Genomic DNA, 20,936 nt, shown 5'->3' with positions numbered 1-20,936 from the left:
CTCTCAACATTATGCTTGCACTCATCCAACGCGTGACAGATGCTCAGGTAGATATCAACAGCAACACTATTGCTCGTATTCTCACAGGGATATTAGCATTCATTTGTGTAGAAGATAAAGACAATATCACGCATTTTGAAAAAATGGCACATAAACTTTTAAAACAACGTATTTTTGAAGATGAAAATGGCAAAATGAATAAAAGCCTAATCGACATTAAAGGTGGTCTATTACTGGTACCACAGTTTACTTTAGTCGCCAATACTGATCGAGGTTTGCGCCCTAGTTTTTCAAATGCATGTCCCCCTCAACTGGCCAAACAAAAATTTGAATTTTTTTGCGCGTTTTTACAGCAACAATATGATCAAATTCAACAAGGTCAATTTGGTGCAAATATGCAAGTGACACTCATAAATGATGGTCCTGTGACATTATGGCTTAAGGTATAAACATGAACATGGTTTATCGTATGCAAAATAAAAAACCTAACTCCACGCGAAAGATATGTATCATCGGCGGTTATGGGGCAATGGGACAATTACTTATGCGATTCTTACAAACTTTACCACACTATGAAATTAGCTTATTTGGTGAACAGGATTGGGATAGTCCTAAACATAAGCTAAACAACCAGGATATTGTGCTAATCTCTACCCCTATTGCTGTTACATCTACCGTCATTCAAAAAGTAAGTACTTATTTAAACGAATATACTATTTTGGCAGATCTCACCAGCATTAAAGAAGAGCCCTTAAATATAATGCTTACTGCTCACAGAGGTCCAGTTGTTGGCTTACATCCAATTTTTGGTCCTACAATTAACAAAGCAGCTAAACGAGTCATCATCTATTGTCATGGTCGCCATCATGAAGCTTATCAATGGTTTATTGATGATTTAATTCATCTAGATTTCACACTTAAACAGATGAGTGCCAGGGCACATGATGATGCCATGACCTTTATTCAAGGAATTGAACATTTCTCTGTTTTTTGCATGGGTCTATTCCTTAAAAAGCATAATATCGATTTGATAGAATTACGCTCACTCTCAAGTCCTGTTTATAGAATGGAGCTTAATATTATTGGTAGGTTATTCAATCAAGATCCTCACCTTTATGCCAATATTATTGTCTCAGACAACAAACGCCTCGATATGATTGCTGAATATGCCAAATTGATTACCGAGCAAGCTAGTTACTTAAAAAACGATGATGGGAAAGAACAGTTTGTGAATCACTTTAATGAAGTAAAAAACTGGATGGGTGAATTTAGCAATAAGGCTTACCACGAAAGCGATCGCTTATTGGGTATTGTTTCACCTACATAATAAGCTGTTTTTGGATTCGTAAAAACCAAAAAGTTTGAAAACTGCCTTATAGTTTTGTAAAAAATGTAAATAAAATATGAGCTAAATCTTACATTCTAAACTGCTCACCTAGGTAAACTTTTCTAACTTGATCATTACTTAAGATCTCACTTGGCTTACCAGAGGCAATCATTTTACCAGCATTTACAATATAGGCACGTTCACAAATATCTAACGTTTCACGCACGTTATGGTCAGTAATAAGAACACCAATGCCACGATTTTTAAGGTGAGTGATAATTTTTTTAATATCAATTACTGAAATCGGATCGACACCAGCAAATGGCTCATCTAAGAGAATAAATCGCGGCGACATTGCAAGTGCTCTGGCAATTTCTACACGCCTTCTCTCCCCACCTGATAAACTCATGCCCAAATTTGCACGAATGTGCTGAATGCTAAATTCATCCAACAACGATTCTAACTCATCTTTACGCTGTTCTTTTGAAAGTTCTTTGCGCGTTTCTAAAATCGCCATAACATTATTCTCAACACTAAGCTTCCTGAAAACAGATGCTTCTTGCGGCAAATAACCAATGCCTTGACGTGCACGCCAATGAATAGGAAGCTTAGTGATATCCTGAGCATCCAATATTACCGTACCACGGTTGGGGCGAACAAGACCCACAATCATATAGAAAGAAGTCGTTTTCCCAGCACCATTTGGTCCTAAGAGTCCTACAATTTCACCACTATTGACTTCCATGGACACATCAACGACAACCCATCGGGAACGATAGGCTTTACCCAAATGTGTTGCAACAAGTTTATGTCTATTCGTATCTGTCATTTTTTCGAGCTAATTCTTTGTGTTTAAATTATTTAAAATAACCGTTGCCCTTTGTCCAGTGTCTGGCACGGTAACCAATCCACTCTTAGTGTCGTATAGCACCTTATCACCAGAAAAACGATTCCCTGCTCGATCAACGTAAGCCTCTTTTTCAATCGTTAATATACTGGTCTGTAAATTAAAATTCATCTTACGCCCTTCAGCATACATGGTTTGCTGATCGGACTGAGGTTGTGTTTTCTCACCTCCCTTAGGAAAAGGTAATGAGTAAAATTTTGCCGTATAAGGGGTATTTGTTGTCAGCAATATATCGGTTAGTTGATTGTTTTGTTGATCAAACGATATGGTTAACGTTTGACCTGTCAAGAATCTGCACCCTTTTTGCTTTTGGCAAATTTGCTTTGCCATTTCAAGTGCTTGTTTTTGGGATTGTAGATAGTCATTCACTTGTACTGGAAACTGATAAGAAGGTACATTTTGTTTATCTCCAGGGACACTATAGGCACTACATTGGATGGTGGCATCTTTTGTTTGCATTACCAGCACATTACCTTGATAAATCATTTTATGTGCAGTTTGGCTATACGATAAGCTATCACTACAAATGGTAATGGGACCATCATTTGTTGCGTCTTTACCAAACATGCTAGCTGCATCCATTGTACGTTCTTGTGCTGCGTAAGTCGTACCTAAACCTAAGAAACTCCCCATACTTAATATGATTAACAATGATTTAATTCTTAGCATTTTGTCCTGCATAATAACTTCTCACGTTTTTCAATAATGTAAAATTACCCTTTTTAGGAGCGCCACTTAAACCTAAACCTACTGTGTTATTGGGGGTCCCTGGTTCAGTAAAGGTAACTAACTTATCTGTATTTAAGTCATCTTTATTATTGTCATAATCAATCATTTCTGTTGTTATTTTAATCGCAGGTGAACTGTTACCATTTGCTTGTCTTTGCATAATGACGTTACCATATAGGCGAATATTGTTATTATTATTCGTTACATCCGCATTGTTTGCCGTAATATACCAAGGTTTATCATTTTGATCTTTAGAAAAAAACTCGGCATTAACCTCACTAAGCACTGCATCTTGATTGTAAAACCGTTTACCTTGTTTAGCATAGAGGCTGTACTGCAACCATCCTTTTTGATCATATTTTTCATAACGTAATCCTTCTGCCGTATTCTCAATAAAATGGGCAGGCAACTCACCATGACTGATTTGCTCTTGCGCTGATTTAACCACAAGCCAACCACTTGAGCCAACCACAACAGATAAACCAATCGTGCTAAAGAAGACACGTTTACTGAAAAACATTAAAATTTTGCCTCACCATGTACAATATAATCTGCTATGACTTTGTCATATTTGTCATGTGCCTGTAAGAATAAATCACATATTTCTCTTACTGCACCGTGCCCTCCTCTATGCGTACAAATGTAATCTACCTTTTCTTTTACTATATGGACTGCATCATGTGGTGCAAAAGACACACATACTTTGTCAATAATAGATAAATCAGGTAAATCGTCACCCATATAAGCTGCTTCAGCCGTGCTCAAATGATACTTTTCTAGCAAATCTGAAAATGCAGTAACCTTATTTTTTTGCCCTTGATAAACATCTTGAACACCCAACGCTGTTAAGCGATTGTGTACAATTTGCGAGCTTTTCCCAGTAATAACAGCTATTTTTATGCCCAACTTCTGCAACAACACCATACCTAAGCCATCTTTAACATCAAAACTTTTGGTCTCATTGCCATCATTACTTAAGATAATTTTACCATCGCTTAATACACCATCTACATCTAGAACAAGTAATTTCACGCTACGTATCTTTTGGTTTAAATGATCAGTTAACATCGTTAAGATTATTAATTACAAAATTTGTCGCAAAGTATAACAGCTTTTTGATTAGCTCAACAAACGCTTTTAGCTGTTTTGCATTACACCTCAAGACTAATTGTTATTTAACGACTAAATAATGACTGAAACCATCTAAACACTCTGCCATATGGTGGATAGAGCAACATAGACAAGTTTATTCTACCGCGCTCACAAATGGCTTTTTCATTAGAAAAAGTTTTAAACCCTTCGATACCATGATAACGCCCCATACCAGAGCCACCCACACCACCAAAAGGTAAGTCATGTTGAGCAATATGACTTAAAACGTCGTTAATACACATCCCACCACTTGCTACATGTGTGATAATATATTCTTGCAAAGCTTTATCATAACTAAATAAATAACTCGCTAATGGCTTATCACGATGGCTAATAGTATCCACAACCTCTTCAATAGCCGTGTAAGTAACGATGGGTAAGATAGGACCAAAAATCTCTTCTTGCATGAGATTTGAAATAAAACTAGGATTCACAACCAAAACAATGGGTAGTTTACGCACATCGTTTGCTCGACGACCATGATAATCTGAAAGGAACAAAATTTTCACTCCAGCTTCTTCTGCCTCGATTAGATATCCCTGCAATCGCTCATAGTGTTTTTGATTAATAATAGAGCTGTATTGTTGATTCTTATCCAACTCTGGATACACTTCGTTGAACGCTTTCTGCATCTTTACAATAAATTGATCAAGCATTTTTTCATGCACAAAAACGTAATCTGGTGCAATACAGGTTTGTCCTGCATTTAACCCTTTAGCAAAACAAATCATTTTTACTGCTTTCTCTAATGGAAAATCCTTATCGATAATAAGTGGTGATTTTCCTCCTAACTCTAAAGTGACAGGTGTCAAATTTGCTGATGCAGATTGCATCACTTTTTTACCTGTTTGGGTTGAGCCTGTAAAAAACAAATGATCAAATGCCAAACGACTAAAGGCTTGAGCCATATCTGCCTCTCCCGTTATCACTGCCACTTCGTCACTGTTAAAACAGGATTGGCAAATGAGTTTGATAACCTCGTTGGTGTGTGGGGTATATTCTGAAAGTTTAATACAAACTTTATTACCCGCAGCAATAGCATATATCAAAGGAGAGAAGGCTAACAAAATAGGGTAATTCCAAGGCACAATAATGCCCACTACTCCCAAAGGCTGATAATAAATATAATTTTTAGCAGGTTTAAAAATAATCGAAGTGCGACGTTTATGTTTTTTCATCCATTTTTTTAAGTTCGCAAGTACATATTTGATCGTACTGGTTGTTTGAAAAATCTCACTTAACCAAGTCTCTTCAAGACTCCTAAATCCAAAGTCTTTACTGACTGCTTCCATCAATTGCTGTTGATGAGATAAAATACGAGCATAAAGTCGCTTTAGCCTTTGCTTACGAAATGCCAACTCTGGATAGGGCTGTAATAAAAATGCTTGTTGTTGCAGTTTCAGTAACGTTTGAAGATTTTCTGATTGGTAAACACCTAGCATTTTTGATCAATCCATAGGAAAACTCAGGTAATACGCTAGTATATCCCACCTACGAATCATTTTATACCTTCCTCGCTTTGCATTTTGCGCGCTTTTGGCTTTTGATAAGTCTGTCATTAAAAATATAAAGTTATAAAATGTCTTTTACAGAACATTTATCTCTCAGCATATTAGCTGCAGTTTCCCAATTAACCAACTCATTATAGGTTTGTTGTTTATTTTTATGATTCATATAGCGTCTGCGTTGTAAGCAAATCACAACTATTCAAAGACTCAATAACTTTCAGTAACCCTTCCTTACTTTCATCTGTACAAAGCGTTTTCAGGATCCCATTTATTTTTTCACGCTCTAAATGAATAGATCGACCAATTAATAATTTATCAAAACCTGAGCTTTTCAATTCCTCTTTTGTGTAGAATAGTTCTTCATACATTTTTTCACCAGGTCGCAAACCTGTAAATTGGATATCAATGTCCACATATGGTTTTTTGCCCGATAGCTTGATCATTTGCTCAGCAAGTTCAACTATTTTCACAGGCTGCCCCATTTCCAACACGAAGGTTTCACCCCCTGTTCCAATAGCACAAGACAAAACAACCAATAAAGAAGCTTCAGGAATGGTCATAAAATAACGTTCAATATCCTTGTGCGTCACGGTAATCGGTCCCCCTTTTTTCAGCTGCTCTTTAAAGAGAGGGACAACGCTTCCAGCAGAGCCTAAAACATTGCCAAAACGTGTCACCATAAACTTAGTATGCTCATTTTTTTGTGCATTGACATATAACTCAGCAATTCGTTTTGTCGCTCCCATGACATTAGTAGGATTAACTGCCTTATCCGTTGAAACTAGAAGAAACCGTTCCACTTTGTGCTTAAGACTCAAATCAACCATATTTTTTGTTCCGATGATATTGTTTTGAATCGCTATTTTCGGTTGATCTTCCAATAATGGTACATGCTTATAGGCTGCTGCATGAAAAATAATATCAATTTTATTTGATTGAAATAGGTGAGATAGACCGCACTGATCCATAACACTAGTTAAACTAAATTTAAGCTTTGTCTGGCGGGAAATTAAGCTTAGCTCCCTCTCAATCAAATAGAGATTGTATTCGCTATGATCTAAAATAATCAATACTTTTGGAGGAGAGTTTGTTAACAGCTGCCGACAGATTTCTGAACCAATAGATCCTGCACCTCCCGTTACTAATACTGTTTTTTCTAAATAGGCTTTTGCTAATTTTTCATAATTAATAATAACTTGATCACGCCCCAAAAGATCCTCAATCTTAATTTCTTTAAGATCCGTAAATTTTGCACCATGCGTTAACTCCATTAAGGAAGGTAGTATTTTGATGGGCAAACCAAGCTTTGCTACTTTCTGGTATATCTCTTGCAGTTTAATTTTATCCAGTGAAGGAATAGCAATTAAAACTTCATCGGCTGGATACTTATACAAAAAATTTTCCTTAGCTAGAAAATCAATTGGACCGACAATCATATTATTTCGAAGCAACTTGCCATGCAATGCCTTGTTATCATCAAATATCCCTAAAATATTATATGGTCTGTTGAGTGCATCGTTTTCACGTAAAAATAAGCTTGCACCATCACCACCCCCAATGATAATCATTTTTTTTGCATTTCTTTTTCTTAAGCCCAGCAAGTATTGCCTATAAAAAAATCGTCCAGCAAGTGTAATGAGCAATGTCAAAGCAGGGTAGAAAACAGCCTCAGAACGCGCCACATAAGCCATTCTATTGGCAATAAACTCCAGCCCCAAAAGAATGATTGAGCCAAAAAGTACTGAATAAATATTTCTTTTCAAATCCTCTGCAGATACTGTTTTCCACAATGAGGCATAAGTGCGAAAGATTTTTGTTGATATAGTAAAAGCAATGGCAACGAACAAAAATTGCCTTACGCTAAAGCCACTTACTTTTCCCCAAATAAGCGCATGCACAATAGTCCACGCAAATAAGGCAGAGCCTACATCATAGGCAAATACAATCCACGCACTTTTGTTTTTTATTAGGCTTGTTTTCATAACTTATTATTCTCTAAAACCATATCAAGTCAGCACCAAGTTGTGCATCCTAAATAACTAGATACTTGCCATCTTTAACACTTGAGCAACTGTGCTAGCAATATGATTAATATCATCATTAGATAATGTTGGATGACATAATAACATAAGGCTTCGATTCCCTATTCGTTTCGTCTCATATAAGGGTTCACTGACTGCATACTCACTTGTAAGAAAAGCTTTTTCCTTATAAATTTCAGAACAGCTGCCACTAAAGCAGGCAACACCCAGTTTATTGATTTCAATTATGATGCGATCTCTACTCCAATCTGATCTTACATGCGTTTCATTTAATAGGAGATAATATTTATAAAACGCGTGATATACACCTGCCTCAACTGTTGGAACATCAACAATTGGCAAATCTTTAAACACCTCACTATAGCATCGTGCAATTTTGTTTCGCCGCTTAAGCCAGGTTGGTAATTTCTCTAACTGCTTACGCCCTATGGTTGCCTGCATTTCTGTCATCCGCATATTCGTCCCAAAGGAATCATGTAGCCACCTAAAACCATACTCATGCTTGGTATGAAAAACAGCGTCATAACCTTTGCCATGATCTTTATAACTCCAAGCCTTTTTATATAACTCAGGATCATAACACACTAACATACCACCCTCCCCTCCAGTGGTCATAATTTTATCCTGACAGAAGGAGAAAGAACCGAAGTGTCCCCAGGCTCCAACCTTTTTGCCTTTATACTCAGCACCATGCGCTTGCGCACAATCCTCAACAACATAAAGCTTATATTCGGTCGCAAGCTGCATAATTTTATCCATTTCACATGGGTAGCCAGCAAGGTGGACAGGAATAATCGCTCGTGTCTTCTTGGTTATTTTGGTTAAAATATTCTCTGCTGTGATGTTCCCAGTGTAAGGGTCAACATCCGCTAAAACAGGAGTTGCACCAACGGCAACAATAGCGCTTGCTGAAGCAATAAATGTTCTCGGTGTTGTAATTACCTCATCACCTTCACTAATATTACAAGCTCGTAGTGCTAATTCTAAACTTACGGTTCCATTCGACAACGAAATGGCATAATCAGTACCAATAAATGCAGCAAACTCTTTCTCAAATAGTTTACATTCATCTCCAGTCCAGTAATTTACCCTACCACGTTTTAAAACCTGTTCAACTGCTAAAATTTCATCTTCTGCAAAATATGGCCATGTGTTGTTTATTGCCATTTAATTATCCTCTATAAACTTCAAATGACGTGCTTTCTCTATAAGAGAAGTGAGTATACAACAAGGGTTTTAAATCCTCTACACCTTTATTTTAGCTGGAACACCAACATATACTCCAGACTCTGTAATATTGTTAATGACACTTGCTCCACAACCTATAATTGAATTATCTGCTATTCTAAGACATTGACGAATAACTGAATTGGCACCTAGATAAACCTTTTTACCTATACTACATCCTCCACATACAATTGATCCTGGCGATAGTTGTGAATGATCAGAAATGACCACTTCATGCTCTATAACGACTCTTGTATTGATAATGACGTTCGAGCCAATTTTAGCCTCTGGGTTGATGATGGCTCCAGCCATAATTACATTCCCCTCGCCCATCTTAGCCGATGGAGAGATGATTGCACTTGGATGAATAATATTCGCGGGGAGATAGTCTTGCTTCTTATATTTGACAAACTGCTCCGCTCTAATAAAATTCTCCCCAATTGCAACAATGAAATATTCTGCCTGGAAGACCTTTAGCTCCGAGGAATGGGAAACCTTGTATCCTAATAACGTTTTTCCCTCAGCTGGAATGTTCACATCTTGAATCACGGCTTCAATGGAGTATACACCTTGGGCTATGACAGCATCTGCAACAACCTTGGCATGCCCGCCAGCACCCACTATTAACAATTTTTTCTTAGTCTTGCCCATGATTTTTTGAACCTGAAAATTTATACATTGTTACATGAGATTCATTATTTACGTCAGTACGCCTTATGACCTTGATAAAAGTCATCCACAATATTTTCATATCAAGCCAAAAAGTTCTGTTCTCGACATACCAGACATCCAACTCAAATTTATCCTCCCAACTAATTGCATTACGCCCATTTACTTGCGCCCAACCGGTAATCCCAGGCTTTACTATATGCCTTTTAGCTTGTCTATTACTATATAAAGGCAAATATTCAACTAATAAAGCTCGAGGTCCCACAAAACTCATATCCCCCTTGAGTACATTAAATAACTGTGGCAATTCATCTAAACTTGTACTTCTTAAAAACTTACCAAACTTAGTTAGCCTTTGTTCATCTGCAAGTAATTCACCATATTTATCAGTGTTATTATTCATTGTGCGAAATTTATAAATTGTGAATATTTTGCCATCTTTTCCTGGGCGCTTTTGTTTGAAAAAAATCGGTGATCCTAACTTGACTTTAATTAAGACACCCACTATCAAGATAATTGGAAAAAAAATAGCTAGAATGACAACTGCAAATATTTTATCTGACAAGACCTTCACTTCTCTAATTGACCTCATTCTTGTACATATTGATAACGGAACAATGCACTGACCAAAGCAAAAAATCCGTAGCAGTAGGATATAATTGAACCCTGCATAGTCATCTATCCTAATTTCTTTTTTTGAACTAACCTTTCAAGTTGCTCTAGATACTCACTTGCAAGCTTATCATAAGACCGATGCTCCAGAATCCACTTTCTCCCCCTCTCACCCATTTTGGACTTTTCTCCCTCAGTTAGCTCGCAAAATTTTAAAATTTCTTGCTTCAACCTTTCAGGATCATCTGTTTTAATAAAATATCCGCAGTTTGCTTCATTTATCATCGATTGGTAACCCGAGTATGAGGCCAAGATTGGCTTAGCTGCAAGCATATACTCAACCACCTTGTTCATCGACTGACCATATGACCAAATTTTAGATGGTATCGTTGACAGATATACCAAATCACATTTAGCTAGAAAAAATTTAACTTGTTCCTGAGGCAGTCTACCAACAAAGATAACATTATCACAACCTTTAAGCTCTTTTTCAAACTGCTCTTTCAAATCCCCATAACCTACAAGCGCAAAAAACATATCCCCATTATTTTTCAAAAGCTTTATTGTTTTAATCAAAGGCTCTAAATTATTTGTTACTCCCATGCTCCCCGCATAGCCAATAATTGTTTTCTTTTTGGGGAGCTGTGCAAAATACATATTTTCATAATCATTCAATCTATCATAATCATAACTTTTTTTATCAAATCCTAACGGGGAACAAAAATAAGGGCGTTTATACCCTAAAACTTCTTCAACATGCTTATCCAGTTTAGGCATTGTCCCCACAATAAGATCAGCATGCTTATAGCCAAATTTCTCAATCCAGCCAATTATCTTAACAAGCGGGTGCCACTTAGAGAAACCGCCCTCTTCTGTCATCGTTAATGGCCATATATCCCGCACTTCAAAAACTAATGGAACTTTATACTTTTTTTTCAAATAAAAACCATAGATCACCGTGAATATAGATAAAGATGAGACAAGTACAATATTAGGGCTATCTAGGTTATTTTTTTTTAATCTAAACAATTTTATTTCAAAGTCCAGCCAGCTCAGTATGCGGGAAAGTGAGGCTGTTTTTTTATATTTTTTGGTTTTTATCCAACAAACATCAATACCTTGTATATGCTCAAAATTATAAACTTTTTCAGTTTCTGGATATTGCGCTAAATGATTAGCATCTGAGGTAATTAAAAACACTTTATTTCCTTTTTCAGCAAACTCTTTTGACAACAGAAAAGTTCGCGCTAACCTGCCATACTTAGGAATAGTTGCGTATTTAGAGATGTACCAAACGTTCACTTTATTTTACCTTATATAATTTTTGTATTGAATTCACCACTTTTATAACTTCTTTAAAGTCCATACCTAAAACATCAAGATACCAACGAATATTTGAATAACGAGGTCTATTCTCATCTTTAACTAACTGCAATGCACGCTCTCGTGAAATTTCACCTTCGCGGATTTGATTACTTCTAAAAGTGTCATGCTCTGTAAATCCCGCAACCGTATAGTAAACATAATTATAAAAAGCCGCTGTTCCATCGCCAATACGCCAGGTTGTATTTGTATCTACTGCTTTTTCCCAGTCGTAACAGGACATTAAGGTTTCATCAATGATTTTTTCATCCCAACGCCAATAATCAAATATATGAAAATAATCTTTTTTCTCGGTGAAACTTCTGTAATACTCCCCCAAAAGTGTATCCCATAGTGAGCTATTAAAATACCCTGGACTTTTGAGCATGGCTCGTAAACGTAAAGACTGATAACGCAACTGTTTTATCATACCATGCGAATAAACTCGCTTTTCCTCAAAATCAGGCTTAACGCCAAGAAAACCCGATTTAAAGTGTGTAACCTCTAAAGGATTCACCCCCCATAAATTTAAATTGATCCCAGTCTGCTGTTTAACTGACTCAACATATTTAAAAAAATGTTTATCTCCCGCTGTTAATATACTAATCATCCCAAGATGAGGAGACTTTAACCATGCCTTTAAATTCATAGCAATATTCTTACGTTTCTTATCAATATCAGCAGCAACAATAATATTTTCAACACCAAGTTCTGCACACATTCTACTGATGTTTCGCCTTCCTAGATCAGTCACCATCCCCCAGTCATAGGTGTAAGTAACTGGTTTCATTTTAAGCTCATTTACAATTAAGTGAAGACCATAACAACTATCTCTTCCTCCTGAAAAAGGAACAATACAATCATTTCCATGCGCACGGCGATAAGGCTCTACAATCTTAAACAGTTCTTCTTTTGGACGTGGTTTATTCCGTATTTTATAATCATGACAATAATTACATACACCCTCTGAGTCAAAATGAATAAATGGCATCGTTTCAGGCAAAATACACTTACTACATCTTTTTAATTCAGGAGTCTCATACTGTAAAAGTGCTTCCTCTTCAACATTTGTAATAAGTGTGGGAATTACATTATGTTGGCGAATATTCTCATCGAGAATTTTGGGAGACTCATGAGATTTTGGGATATCAATACAAACAGCAGATTTTACCTGTTTGATATTATTACAGCCAGTCTCTCTCAAGGGAAAGCTTTCTGAAGAAAAATAAATATCTTTGCCTTTTTCCCCAATGTATAAACTGCCATTATTGGAAAATAAAATAAGCTTACCATGTTCTACCAACACAAGTGCACATGCAATAACTCCTTTACAAAGACTCAATATTTTTCCCGGAATAGCTTCGACTGCACCTCCATTTAAAAGATGTTCTTCAGCAATTGCTACGAGAACCTCTGAATCTATCTTGAGGCTTCTAGCAATTGAAAGCTCATGCCAAACCTCTTCATCGTTAACAATAATCCCATTGTGGATTGCCATAATATTTCCACGCACAACTGGCTGGTTGTCAGATAGACCATTTGTAATGAGTCGGCTATGACCCATAGCCAAGGATGCACCATTGAGCTTCACTTTACGAATCAACTTTTCAACAGCATAGTCAGCTCGCTTAATCTTATAATGACCATACTCATAACAAATTATCCCACTAGAGTCCATACCGCGTTGTTCAGCATGCTTAGCTAATTTCTCAAAATCACTCTTATTTACAACTGATGTTGAAATAACACCAAAAATTCCGCACATAGATACTCCAAAACTAACTTTTCAGAAACAACTCTTTATCTTTCAGTTTTTCATTTTTACTAAAATTTTGATACTAATGCTACGTTCACAAACTGTAGACGTATAACTAAGCCACTACAATTTTTATCCTAACTCAATACTCTTATAAAACTTTAACAATTTTTCTGACTCATTTCCCCAATTATATTTTTCTTCGATAGCTATTCTGCCATTATTACCCATTTCTTCTGCTTTATCTAAATTTGCAATTAAGAAATTGATTGCTTGGACAATTTCTTCTGGTTTCATCGGGTCAACACAAATCCCACAATTATTACCCTCAATAATCTCTCTCCATAAAGCAAAATTAGAGGCAATAACCGGAATTCCAGCTGACATATATTCAAACATTTTGACTGGTAATGCATCTACGTAATTAATTATTGGATGCAAAGTAACAAAACCTGCGATACTTTTTTCATAAACTTCCCTGACTCCTTCTCTGCAAAGCCACCCAATAAGTTCGATTTTCTTCGACAATCCCTTCCTAACTTCCTGTTCAAATTTTGGGCTTTCAAAACCACCTACAATATAAGCTTTAGATAACCGTGATAAATTTACCGCTTGAATAATTTCTACTATCCCTCTTACTTTAGATACCCCTCCAACATAACAAAAACTACCATCTTTTAAATTCCAATTAATCAACTGTCCAACTTCATCCAAAATAGGATAATTATTAATATCTACTGTTTTTTTATTTATTTTTAGGAACTTATCTCTAATAAATGGAGTTGCAGCTACTACTCCATCAGTCTTTGAACATACCATTTTCTCATACTTAGCTGCCATATATGAAAGCAACCGCGCTTTCCAAACCGTTAGATATGGCTTTGACAATAGCTGTGCAGGAAGATCTTCATGCGCATCAAAAATCACCTTTTTACCCGCTTTTTTCAGTTTTTTTGCAATAAGCAATAACTCAGGGTCATGCAAGTGATAGATATCAGCATCCAACTCCAAGGCTTTTTTCAATACTTTTTTCGTTGTTTTAAAAATACGATTAACACGCCCGTGAAGTTTACCCACATCATAAATGTTGACAGCATTTTTTACTTCATCACCTTTGCTGTCTGCAACTACCAAAGAAACGTTATATTTTTTTGCAAGAGATACACACTCTTTTAAAAAAACTCTGACATCATATCGAGAGTGGACAGACGTTAAATGTGCAACTTTAATCACAAGGTATACTCCATAACAAAAAATTAACTGTAAATCTTAACATTTTTATTGGTGATTTTTTCAACCACTCGTTGAATATGCTTAGCCAACTTTTGCAAATGATCCCAATTTTTATATTCCTGATAGCTATGACCAGTTGATTGCGTTACTTCCATCAGGTTTTCAATAGATATGCCAAGTTTTTTCGCAATATAAGCAAAATCCTCCTTTAATTCGATTGCATCATATAGCGGTTTTTCTAACTCAATAAGTGCTTGGTCACGCGTAATCAACCCAGAAAGAATTTCGCTTGATAAATGTGCTCTACGTTTATCTATATTAAACTTAGTTGGTAAGTAATGGTTTTGAAAAAATTTGGTAAATCTAGATTCTCCATGTTTTCTACCATACTCTTTGTAGCCAACAACCGCTTTAAGCTCTTGCAATGCATGCACTTTATCATAGTTCATATAATTCAGCGGTCTAATCGTTTTCATCTTTTTAACAAATGGGTAATAAAAGTAATACTGAAAAAATGAAATCGTTTCATAATCTTTTAATTTGCATTGACCAAATTTTTTGTGTATGGCTCTTAAATTTATTGCATCCATGGCTGAATGGTGCCAACTTTCGGGAAAAACTGACTCAGTTGCAATATTACCACCACTAATCACATACTTAATTTTATTCTTTGTTGTGTAATGATAAAGAGAGGCAAAGAATGCGTGATCTTGCACAACATCTTGATTTGCAACTCCTGACTTTAAATAAGCAACCTGTAAATCTTTTATTTCCTGCCAATCTATTACTCTAGTATGTAACTCATAGCCACAATATTTCACAATTTGCTCGATATTCCACACTGCTAATTCACTATTCCACCCAGCATCAACATGAATAACTAAAGGTCTCAAACCGTAATCTTTAATCTTTAAAGCCAAATATGAACTATCGACTCCACCACTTAACCCAATAATACAATCATACTCTTTACCTTGACCATCTTTTTTTATTTGCTCTATGATAGATTCCAAAAGCTTTTGACCTACTTCATTAGGAAACCAACGCTTTGAAGTGATTTCTTCAAACTCATGACAATGATTACAAACACCATTTTCATCAAAAATGATATGGGGGTCACTTGTATCCATGACACATTGGATACACATTTGATAAGCTTCAGCCAACTTTAGTTCTCCTGCAAAGCTTGTTCTAGTTTTTCATAACTGGGGTATGTTATCAAAACAGCACGATGCTTGCCATGGAAAACGAACATACTACCCGCTGAAACGGCTGACACATGAGCCTTTGATACAGCTTGAGCAAAATCATCAATAGAGTTCGCACCTCCTGAAGCAACAATAGGAATTTCAACTGCCGAAGATATTTGAGAAAGTAGCTCAAGATCATAACCACTACCAGTACCTTCACGATTAATAGAAGTCACGATGACTTCCCCAGCGCCTAGATCTTGAATTTTTTTAGCATATTCTATAGGGGCTTGCTTTGTTCTAGTTTTTCCATTGTTAACGTATACTTCATACCTACCCATAAGACTCTTTTTAACATCTATTGACACAACAATACTCTGACTACCAGCAAGTTTGCTTGCCTGAGTGATTAATTCTGGGTAATAGAATGCAGCAGTATTTATAATAACCTTTTCAACACCCAGATGGAAAAGCTTCTCTATCTGTTGTACTTGGGAAATTCCTCCACCATAAGCAAAAGGCATAAACGTCTCAGCAGAAATATCAGCAATCAATTCATAATTAATACGCTTATTATCAGTTGCTGAGATATCTAAAAAAACAAGCTCATCAACTTCTTTCTCATTAAAAATTTTCACCGCATTAATTGGATCTCCGACATATTGGTGGTTTTTAAACTGTATGCCTTTATATAATCCCACTTCTTTTAACAATAATGTAGGGATTACGCGTGTTCTGAGCATTTCACAATCTCCAAAAAATTCCTAAATAGTTGCATACCAAATTTGTGACTCTTTTCAGGATGAAACTGAACCCCATAAATATTATCCTTACGTACAGCACAGGTAAATGGATGCCCATAATGACAACAGGCTAGAGCATTAGCTTCATCTAAACAATTAACATAATATGAATGCACAAAGTAGAATCTAGCGTTTTCCGTTAACCCTCTAAATAGCAAGTCATCTTTCGCTGATATTTCATTCCATCCCATATGCGGCACACGCAATTTTTTTTGTTGCTCTCGCCGTTCAAAAAAATTAAATCTTGTGACACTTCCCGAAATATACCCTAGCCCCATTTCCTCACCTTCCTCGCTTGTTTCAAACAATAGTTGCATACCTAAACAAACACCTAAAAATGGAATTTTATCTTGCAATATTTTCTTCTTTAAAGTCTCTAAGATACCTAATTGCCTTAGCCTTATTACACCATTATCAAAAGAGCCTACCCCTGGGAGTATGATTGCTGTTGCAGCATTAATATCCTGAACACTGGATGATAAGATTGCCTCTCCACCGACCTTTCGAATCATATTCAATATAGAAGCGGGGTTCCCCATACCATAATCAATAATTGCAATCACTAAATACTCCTACGTTTTCTCTTTAATACTTAAACATCTTAAAGCGGCTCCCACAATAAAAGCTACTGTTGCATTTTCATAATTTTGAGAGAAAGTCAAACCCACAATTATTGCAATTGCATAAAATAATACTATTTCTACTGAGGAGCTTTTCCTTGCATAAATAAACAAAGCACTAAAGGATCTCATAATGACATATACATATACTAAGAAAACAAAAACTCCAAACTGCCTCCAAACACTAAGAGCATTATGGATATAGCTACCCAAATCATCAAAATAATAAACTTGCCCACCATATACTCCCAAAATAGGGTGATTTATAATATCTTGGATACCTGCATCAAACATTTGGATTCTTGCTTTAAACGATGTGTCATGAGCTAAATGGAACAAATTAAAAATTCTACTATCATGCATGAGCAAGATCTCAGGATAAAAACATAATGAAATGCCTCCTATAAACATGAGAATAAAAGTAAATTTAGGATGATATTTAAACAACATTAAAGTAAAAATCATTGCTCCCATAACAAACTGAGTTCTAGCGCCAATAAAAAAAAGAGCTACCATGCCCACAAATGCAAATAGCAGTTTTACATCCTTTCGCCTAGTTGCAACTAACAACAAAATCAATAGCATCAAATAGCTACTAGCCATACCTTGGTAACTTGCAATTAAGTTACTATCAGCTGAGTATCCATACGTAAAAATCAAGTAATTGTAATCTATGTTAGAAAATATTAAGCAAGAGAGTAAAACAAAAGAATATAAAATAACTTTTCTCATTCTTCCTACTTTTACAAAATAAGCTGCAAACAGCAACGAAGTATATTGGATAATAAATTTTAGATTTGCAGTAAACAAACTCAAACTATAGTTTGAGGAAGGAAGATCAAACAGATAATAAACAATCGTCAGTAAAAAGACTGAAAAAATAAATATTGTGACCCAAAATAATAATAAATCAAACCGTATTTTCCCCAGATCATACCGGTATAGATACCCCATGCAGCACAAATAGAATAATGATGAAAAACTATAAAGACCAACATGACCTGCAGGTAGATAGTTATTTCCAATAAGGTAGTTATAGAGAAAGAACCCTGCACTAATCATCCAAAGATAAAAGTTTGATAGTCTTTCCTTAGCTACTAAACAGTTTGATGAAAAGGATAAATCACTAGACTGAGACACGACCACTTAACCTTTTTTCATATAGAACAACAAAAATAAATATAACTACCCAATATAGAATATACATAAATGTCCAGAGATATGTAACAGAACCTAGTAACTCAAAAAAATCGAAATGCTTACACAAATATAATGCCAATAAAGTACCGATAAAAAATAGAGATTGCCACATTGTCAAGTATCTATTTTTATTTAAGGTGTTTAGTAGCGTTGAAAGTGGTGACGCAACTAGCATACATGCAATTGGTAGCGAAATTAACTCAATCACTTCTTTCAAGCCCTGCCAATGAGCACCAAATATTAATAAAGCATATTGAGCTAAAATAATAGCAACAAGATAATACAAAAGAGCACACAGCACTAAAAGAAAACTCGTCATCAAGAAGCGCTTTAGTATTTTTTTCTTATAAATCACTCTATCTGCAAAATCTTTTAGCATCACCTGAGATATGGCTAATCCTAAAAGGCTTAAAGGAGCACTAAAAACACTATAAGCAAAAAAGTATAAGCCAACGGTTTTTGCTCCAAAATAACTGGTGAAAAAGAAGACTGGCAAATTTGACGTTAGCGAGTTTAACAAATCTCCCCAACTCATCAATAATGGTAATCGCTTAAACTTAGACAGTAAAAGCAACGCATGAGATTTTTTTGGCACATGGCAAGAAGTAGTCAAAACCTTTGAAACATAACGTAAATACACAAGATTAACTAACTGTCCTATTAGCAAAGCCAAGATTAAACCTGTCCCTATTCCCATGATCAAAAGCGCTAACAAAAATTGAGCCACGACTAACACAATATTTTGATAGATTTTGCCAACCGTCATCTTTGTAGTAAGCCCATATGAAATTAAATATAGATTGCTTGCTTGAACATTACCTTGAGTAAATAGAATCACCCCCATGATGAGTAATTGAATCACAGACATTTCATGGAAATTAAAAAGTAAATTTAGCAATAGGTATCCAAAGATTGCAACAACACTTATTACAGCAACTAGCTTTTGGCAGATTTTTAAAAGAGATAGTTTACTGTGAGCCGTTTTTACCAAAGGCATTGCGTATTCATAACGTAAGCTTAAAATTGGTAGCATTACACCAGCAAAAGCCATAACAAAGCCTAACAAGCCAAAAGCCGACTGGTCATACAATCTTGATAACAATGGAGAGGATGCAAAGAGAATTCCCTGAGCTAACGCATACCCAAAGAAAACAATAGAGATTTTTTTAAACATTAGTTCTATTCACTGTACAAACACATCGGTAAACTTAACACTTCATCAGATAGTCTATCTGACACAGGACAAAAGGCATACTTATCCTCAAATGCTGGCTGCTTATTTAATGGTACCGGATAATGAATGGTGGTTGGAATACCTTGCAATTTCAATCGCTCTTGAAAACTCTCTCTATCTTTTACTCGCACCGTATACTGACCATAAACATGCTTTCTACCCTGCAATTCAATTGGTGTTACTATTTCTGTACCTTGATATTGCTTAAAGTATTCTTGTGCTCGCTTGCGGCGTATTTCAATTTCTTGATCGAAATATCTTAGCTTCACCAATAAGACTGCTGCTTGAATGGTATCTAAACGTGAGTTCACCCCCACACTCGTATGATAATAACGTTTACTTTGACCATGAACTCGAATTTCGCGCATCTTTTGCGCTATTTCATCATTCGATGTAAATATTGCACCACCATCGCCATAACAACCTAATGGTTTTGTTGGAAAAAAACTTGTTGTAGCGATGTCTGATACATTACAAGATTTGTTACCTTTATACTCTGCACCAAAGCTTTGAGCAGCATCTTCAATGACATAAATTTTATGCCCCAATTTATGTGAATGCTCTTTAGCCATTTTGTTAATTGCATCCATATCAGCAACCTGCCCATATAATGACACAGGGATAATTGCTTTAGTTCTGGGGGTGATTTTTTCTGCAATTAAATCAGCATCAATTAAAAAGCTACTTTCTTCAATATCCACAAATACAGGCTTAGCGCCCAAAAGCGCTATTGTTTCTGCTGTTGCAATAAAAGTAAATGGCGTTGTGATCACTTCATCACCTGGTTTTATGCCTATTGCCATCATTGCAATTTGTAGCGCATCAGTGCCATTGGCGCATGTCACACAATGCTTAGCACCCGTATAGCTTTCTAACTCACTCTCAAGCATTTTAACTTGTAGCCCCATAATAAAATTACCTGAATCCAACACTTCTTGAATTGCTTGGTTAATTTCTTCTTTGTACATTTGATACTGTGCTTGAATATCAAAAAATGGTTTCATATAACTCTCTTAATTTATTTAGCTAATCTTTAGATCAAAAGGGTTTCCAACTTTGTTCAAATATAACTTACCAATCAAGGTTGAACCTGCATAGCTTAAATGGCTATTTTCTCCATCAGTATAATACAACGGAACTTTATTAATGGAAGTGACACATTTTTTATTTTCACAAATAATTTTGTTAGGATCAATAAATATCAAGGTAGGGTAAAGTTTCTTTAATCCCAAGATCTTTTGTCTCACGTTCATTAAATTTGCTTTATCATAATCATTGACACATTTAGCCGTAGGAATTTTTGTTAAGCCACAAGTTTTCTTTAAACTCAGGGTCGTCGCATTATCTAAAACAATAACTGGCATA

At 35.8% G+C, this 20,936-nt stretch carries 21 protein-coding genes; 2 read left to right on the top strand and 19 right to left on the bottom strand.

The genetic code is table 11. From position 1 onward, the window contains the following. Positions 1 to 11: 11 nt before the first annotated feature. Both dtd and tyrA read left to right on the top strand, forming a co-directional pair. The gene (gene dtd, locus DNJ77_RS00435) at positions 12 to 449 is read left to right on the top strand and encodes a D-aminoacyl-tRNA deacylase (RefSeq protein ID WP_116963024.1); all 438 of its coding nucleotides are present in this window, start codon (positions 12 to 14) and stop codon (positions 447 to 449) included. A 20-nt stretch (positions 450 to 469) separates the two neighbouring features. After that, positions 470 to 1,327: a bifunctional chorismate mutase/prephenate dehydrogenase gene (tyrA, locus tag DNJ77_RS00430; RefSeq protein WP_116963190.1), complete on the top strand. Its 858-nt coding sequence runs from the start codon at positions 470 to 472 to the stop codon at positions 1,325 to 1,327. An 88-nt stretch (positions 1,328 to 1,415) separates the two neighbouring features. On the opposite strand, the gene lptB is transcribed toward tyrA, so the two are convergent. The 19 genes from lptB to DNJ77_RS00335 form a co-directional block, all read right to left on the bottom strand. After that, a complete protein-coding gene (gene lptB / locus DNJ77_RS00425) occupies positions 1,416 to 2,156 on the bottom strand; it encodes an LPS export ABC transporter ATP-binding protein (RefSeq protein WP_116963023.1) in 741 nt (246 codons plus the stop codon). A gap of 9 nt (positions 2,157 to 2,165) precedes the next feature. Further along, entirely contained in the window at positions 2,166 to 2,903 is a 738-nt protein-coding gene (locus tag DNJ77_RS00420) for an LptA/OstA family protein (RefSeq protein WP_157966525.1), read from the bottom strand. Continuing rightward, a complete protein-coding gene (lptC, locus tag DNJ77_RS00415) occupies positions 2,890 to 3,483 on the bottom strand; it encodes an LPS export ABC transporter periplasmic protein LptC (protein ID WP_116963021.1) in 594 nt (197 codons plus the stop codon). The genes DNJ77_RS00420 and lptC overlap by 14 nt, the downstream gene beginning before the upstream one ends. Beyond that, on the bottom strand, positions 3,483 to 4,031 hold the full coding sequence (locus DNJ77_RS00410) for an HAD-IIIA family hydrolase (protein ID WP_116963020.1): 549 nt from the start codon (positions 4,029 to 4,031) through the stop codon (positions 3,483 to 3,485). Before DNJ77_RS00410 ends, lptC begins: the two co-directional genes overlap by 1 nt. 107 nt (positions 4,032 to 4,138) lie before the next feature. After that, positions 4,139 to 5,557 (bottom strand): coniferyl aldehyde dehydrogenase, encoded by a 1,419-nt coding sequence (locus tag DNJ77_RS00405; protein WP_116963019.1) that lies wholly within the window; start codon positions 5,555 to 5,557, stop codon positions 4,139 to 4,141. A gap of 221 nt (positions 5,558 to 5,778) precedes the next feature. Beyond that, complete coding sequence (locus DNJ77_RS00400) at positions 5,779 to 7,605, bottom strand: polysaccharide biosynthesis protein (RefSeq protein WP_116963018.1); 1,827 nt, start codon at positions 7,603 to 7,605, stop codon at positions 5,779 to 5,781. A gap of 57 nt (positions 7,606 to 7,662) precedes the next feature. Beyond that, positions 7,663 to 8,832: a DegT/DnrJ/EryC1/StrS family aminotransferase gene (locus DNJ77_RS00395; RefSeq protein ID WP_116963017.1), complete on the bottom strand. Its 1,170-nt coding sequence runs from the start codon at positions 8,830 to 8,832 to the stop codon at positions 7,663 to 7,665. 78 nt (positions 8,833 to 8,910) lie between these two features. Next, on the bottom strand, positions 8,911 to 9,543 hold the full coding sequence (locus DNJ77_RS00390) for an acetyltransferase (RefSeq protein WP_116963016.1): 633 nt from the start codon (positions 9,541 to 9,543) through the stop codon (positions 8,911 to 8,913). Continuing rightward, the gene (locus DNJ77_RS00385; RefSeq protein ID WP_116963015.1) at positions 9,530 to 10,153 is read right to left on the bottom strand and encodes a sugar transferase; all 624 of its coding nucleotides are present in this window, start codon (positions 10,151 to 10,153) and stop codon (positions 9,530 to 9,532) included. Before DNJ77_RS00385 ends, DNJ77_RS00390 begins: the two co-directional genes overlap by 14 nt. 86 nt (positions 10,154 to 10,239) lie before the next feature. Next, positions 10,240 to 11,406: a glycosyltransferase family 4 protein gene (locus DNJ77_RS00380; protein ID WP_157966524.1), complete on the bottom strand. Its 1,167-nt coding sequence runs from the start codon at positions 11,404 to 11,406 to the stop codon at positions 10,240 to 10,242. A gap of 70 nt (positions 11,407 to 11,476) precedes the next feature. Further along, positions 11,477 to 13,300, bottom strand: a complete 1,824-nt coding sequence (locus tag DNJ77_RS00375) for a glucosamine 6-phosphate synthetase (protein WP_116963013.1) — start codon at positions 13,298 to 13,300, stop codon at positions 11,477 to 11,479. Positions 13,301 to 13,423: 123 nt separating this feature from the next. Then, positions 13,424 to 14,524, bottom strand: coding sequence for a glycosyltransferase (locus DNJ77_RS00370; protein WP_204723345.1), 1,101 nt, complete (start codon positions 14,522 to 14,524; stop codon positions 13,424 to 13,426). A gap of 23 nt (positions 14,525 to 14,547) precedes the next feature. After that, positions 14,548 to 15,690: an N-acetyl sugar amidotransferase gene (locus DNJ77_RS00365; protein WP_204723344.1), complete on the bottom strand. Its 1,143-nt coding sequence runs from the start codon at positions 15,688 to 15,690 to the stop codon at positions 14,548 to 14,550. Positions 15,691 to 15,692: 2 nt separating this feature from the next. Then, positions 15,693 to 16,457 carry an AglZ/HisF2 family acetamidino modification protein gene (locus DNJ77_RS00360; protein ID WP_116963012.1) on the bottom strand — a complete coding sequence of 255 codons (765 nt, stop codon included), beginning with the start codon at positions 16,455 to 16,457 and terminating at the stop codon, positions 15,693 to 15,695. After that, positions 16,439 to 17,080 carry an imidazole glycerol phosphate synthase subunit HisH gene (hisH, locus tag DNJ77_RS00355; RefSeq protein ID WP_116963011.1) on the bottom strand — a complete coding sequence of 214 codons (642 nt, stop codon included), beginning with the start codon at positions 17,078 to 17,080 and terminating at the stop codon, positions 16,439 to 16,441. Before hisH ends, DNJ77_RS00360 begins: the two co-directional genes overlap by 19 nt. A 9-nt stretch (positions 17,081 to 17,089) precedes the next feature. After that, positions 17,090 to 18,277 carry a hypothetical protein gene (locus DNJ77_RS00350; RefSeq protein WP_157966523.1) on the bottom strand — a complete coding sequence of 396 codons (1,188 nt, stop codon included), beginning with the start codon at positions 18,275 to 18,277 and terminating at the stop codon, positions 17,090 to 17,092. Beyond that, positions 18,264 to 19,511 carry an oligosaccharide flippase family protein gene (locus DNJ77_RS00345; RefSeq protein WP_116963009.1) on the bottom strand — a complete coding sequence of 416 codons (1,248 nt, stop codon included), beginning with the start codon at positions 19,509 to 19,511 and terminating at the stop codon, positions 18,264 to 18,266. Before DNJ77_RS00345 ends, DNJ77_RS00350 begins: the two co-directional genes overlap by 14 nt. 5 nt (positions 19,512 to 19,516) lie before the next feature. After that, a complete protein-coding gene (locus DNJ77_RS00340; protein ID WP_116963008.1) occupies positions 19,517 to 20,575 on the bottom strand; it encodes a DegT/DnrJ/EryC1/StrS family aminotransferase in 1,059 nt (352 codons plus the stop codon). An 18-nt stretch (positions 20,576 to 20,593) separates the two neighbouring features. Continuing rightward, entirely contained in the window at positions 20,594 to 20,935 is a 342-nt protein-coding gene (locus DNJ77_RS00335) for an SGNH hydrolase domain-containing protein (RefSeq protein WP_116963007.1), read from the bottom strand. Between the last annotated feature and the right edge of the window lies 1 nt (position 20,936).

Source organism: Fastidiosibacter lacustris, from assembly GCF_003428155.1.
GTDB classification, from domain to species: domain Bacteria; phylum Pseudomonadota; class Gammaproteobacteria; order Francisellales; family Francisellaceae; genus Caedibacter; species Caedibacter lacustris.
Note: the sequence above shows the minus strand (reverse complement) of the source record. Positions and strands in the feature narration are given on the sequence as shown.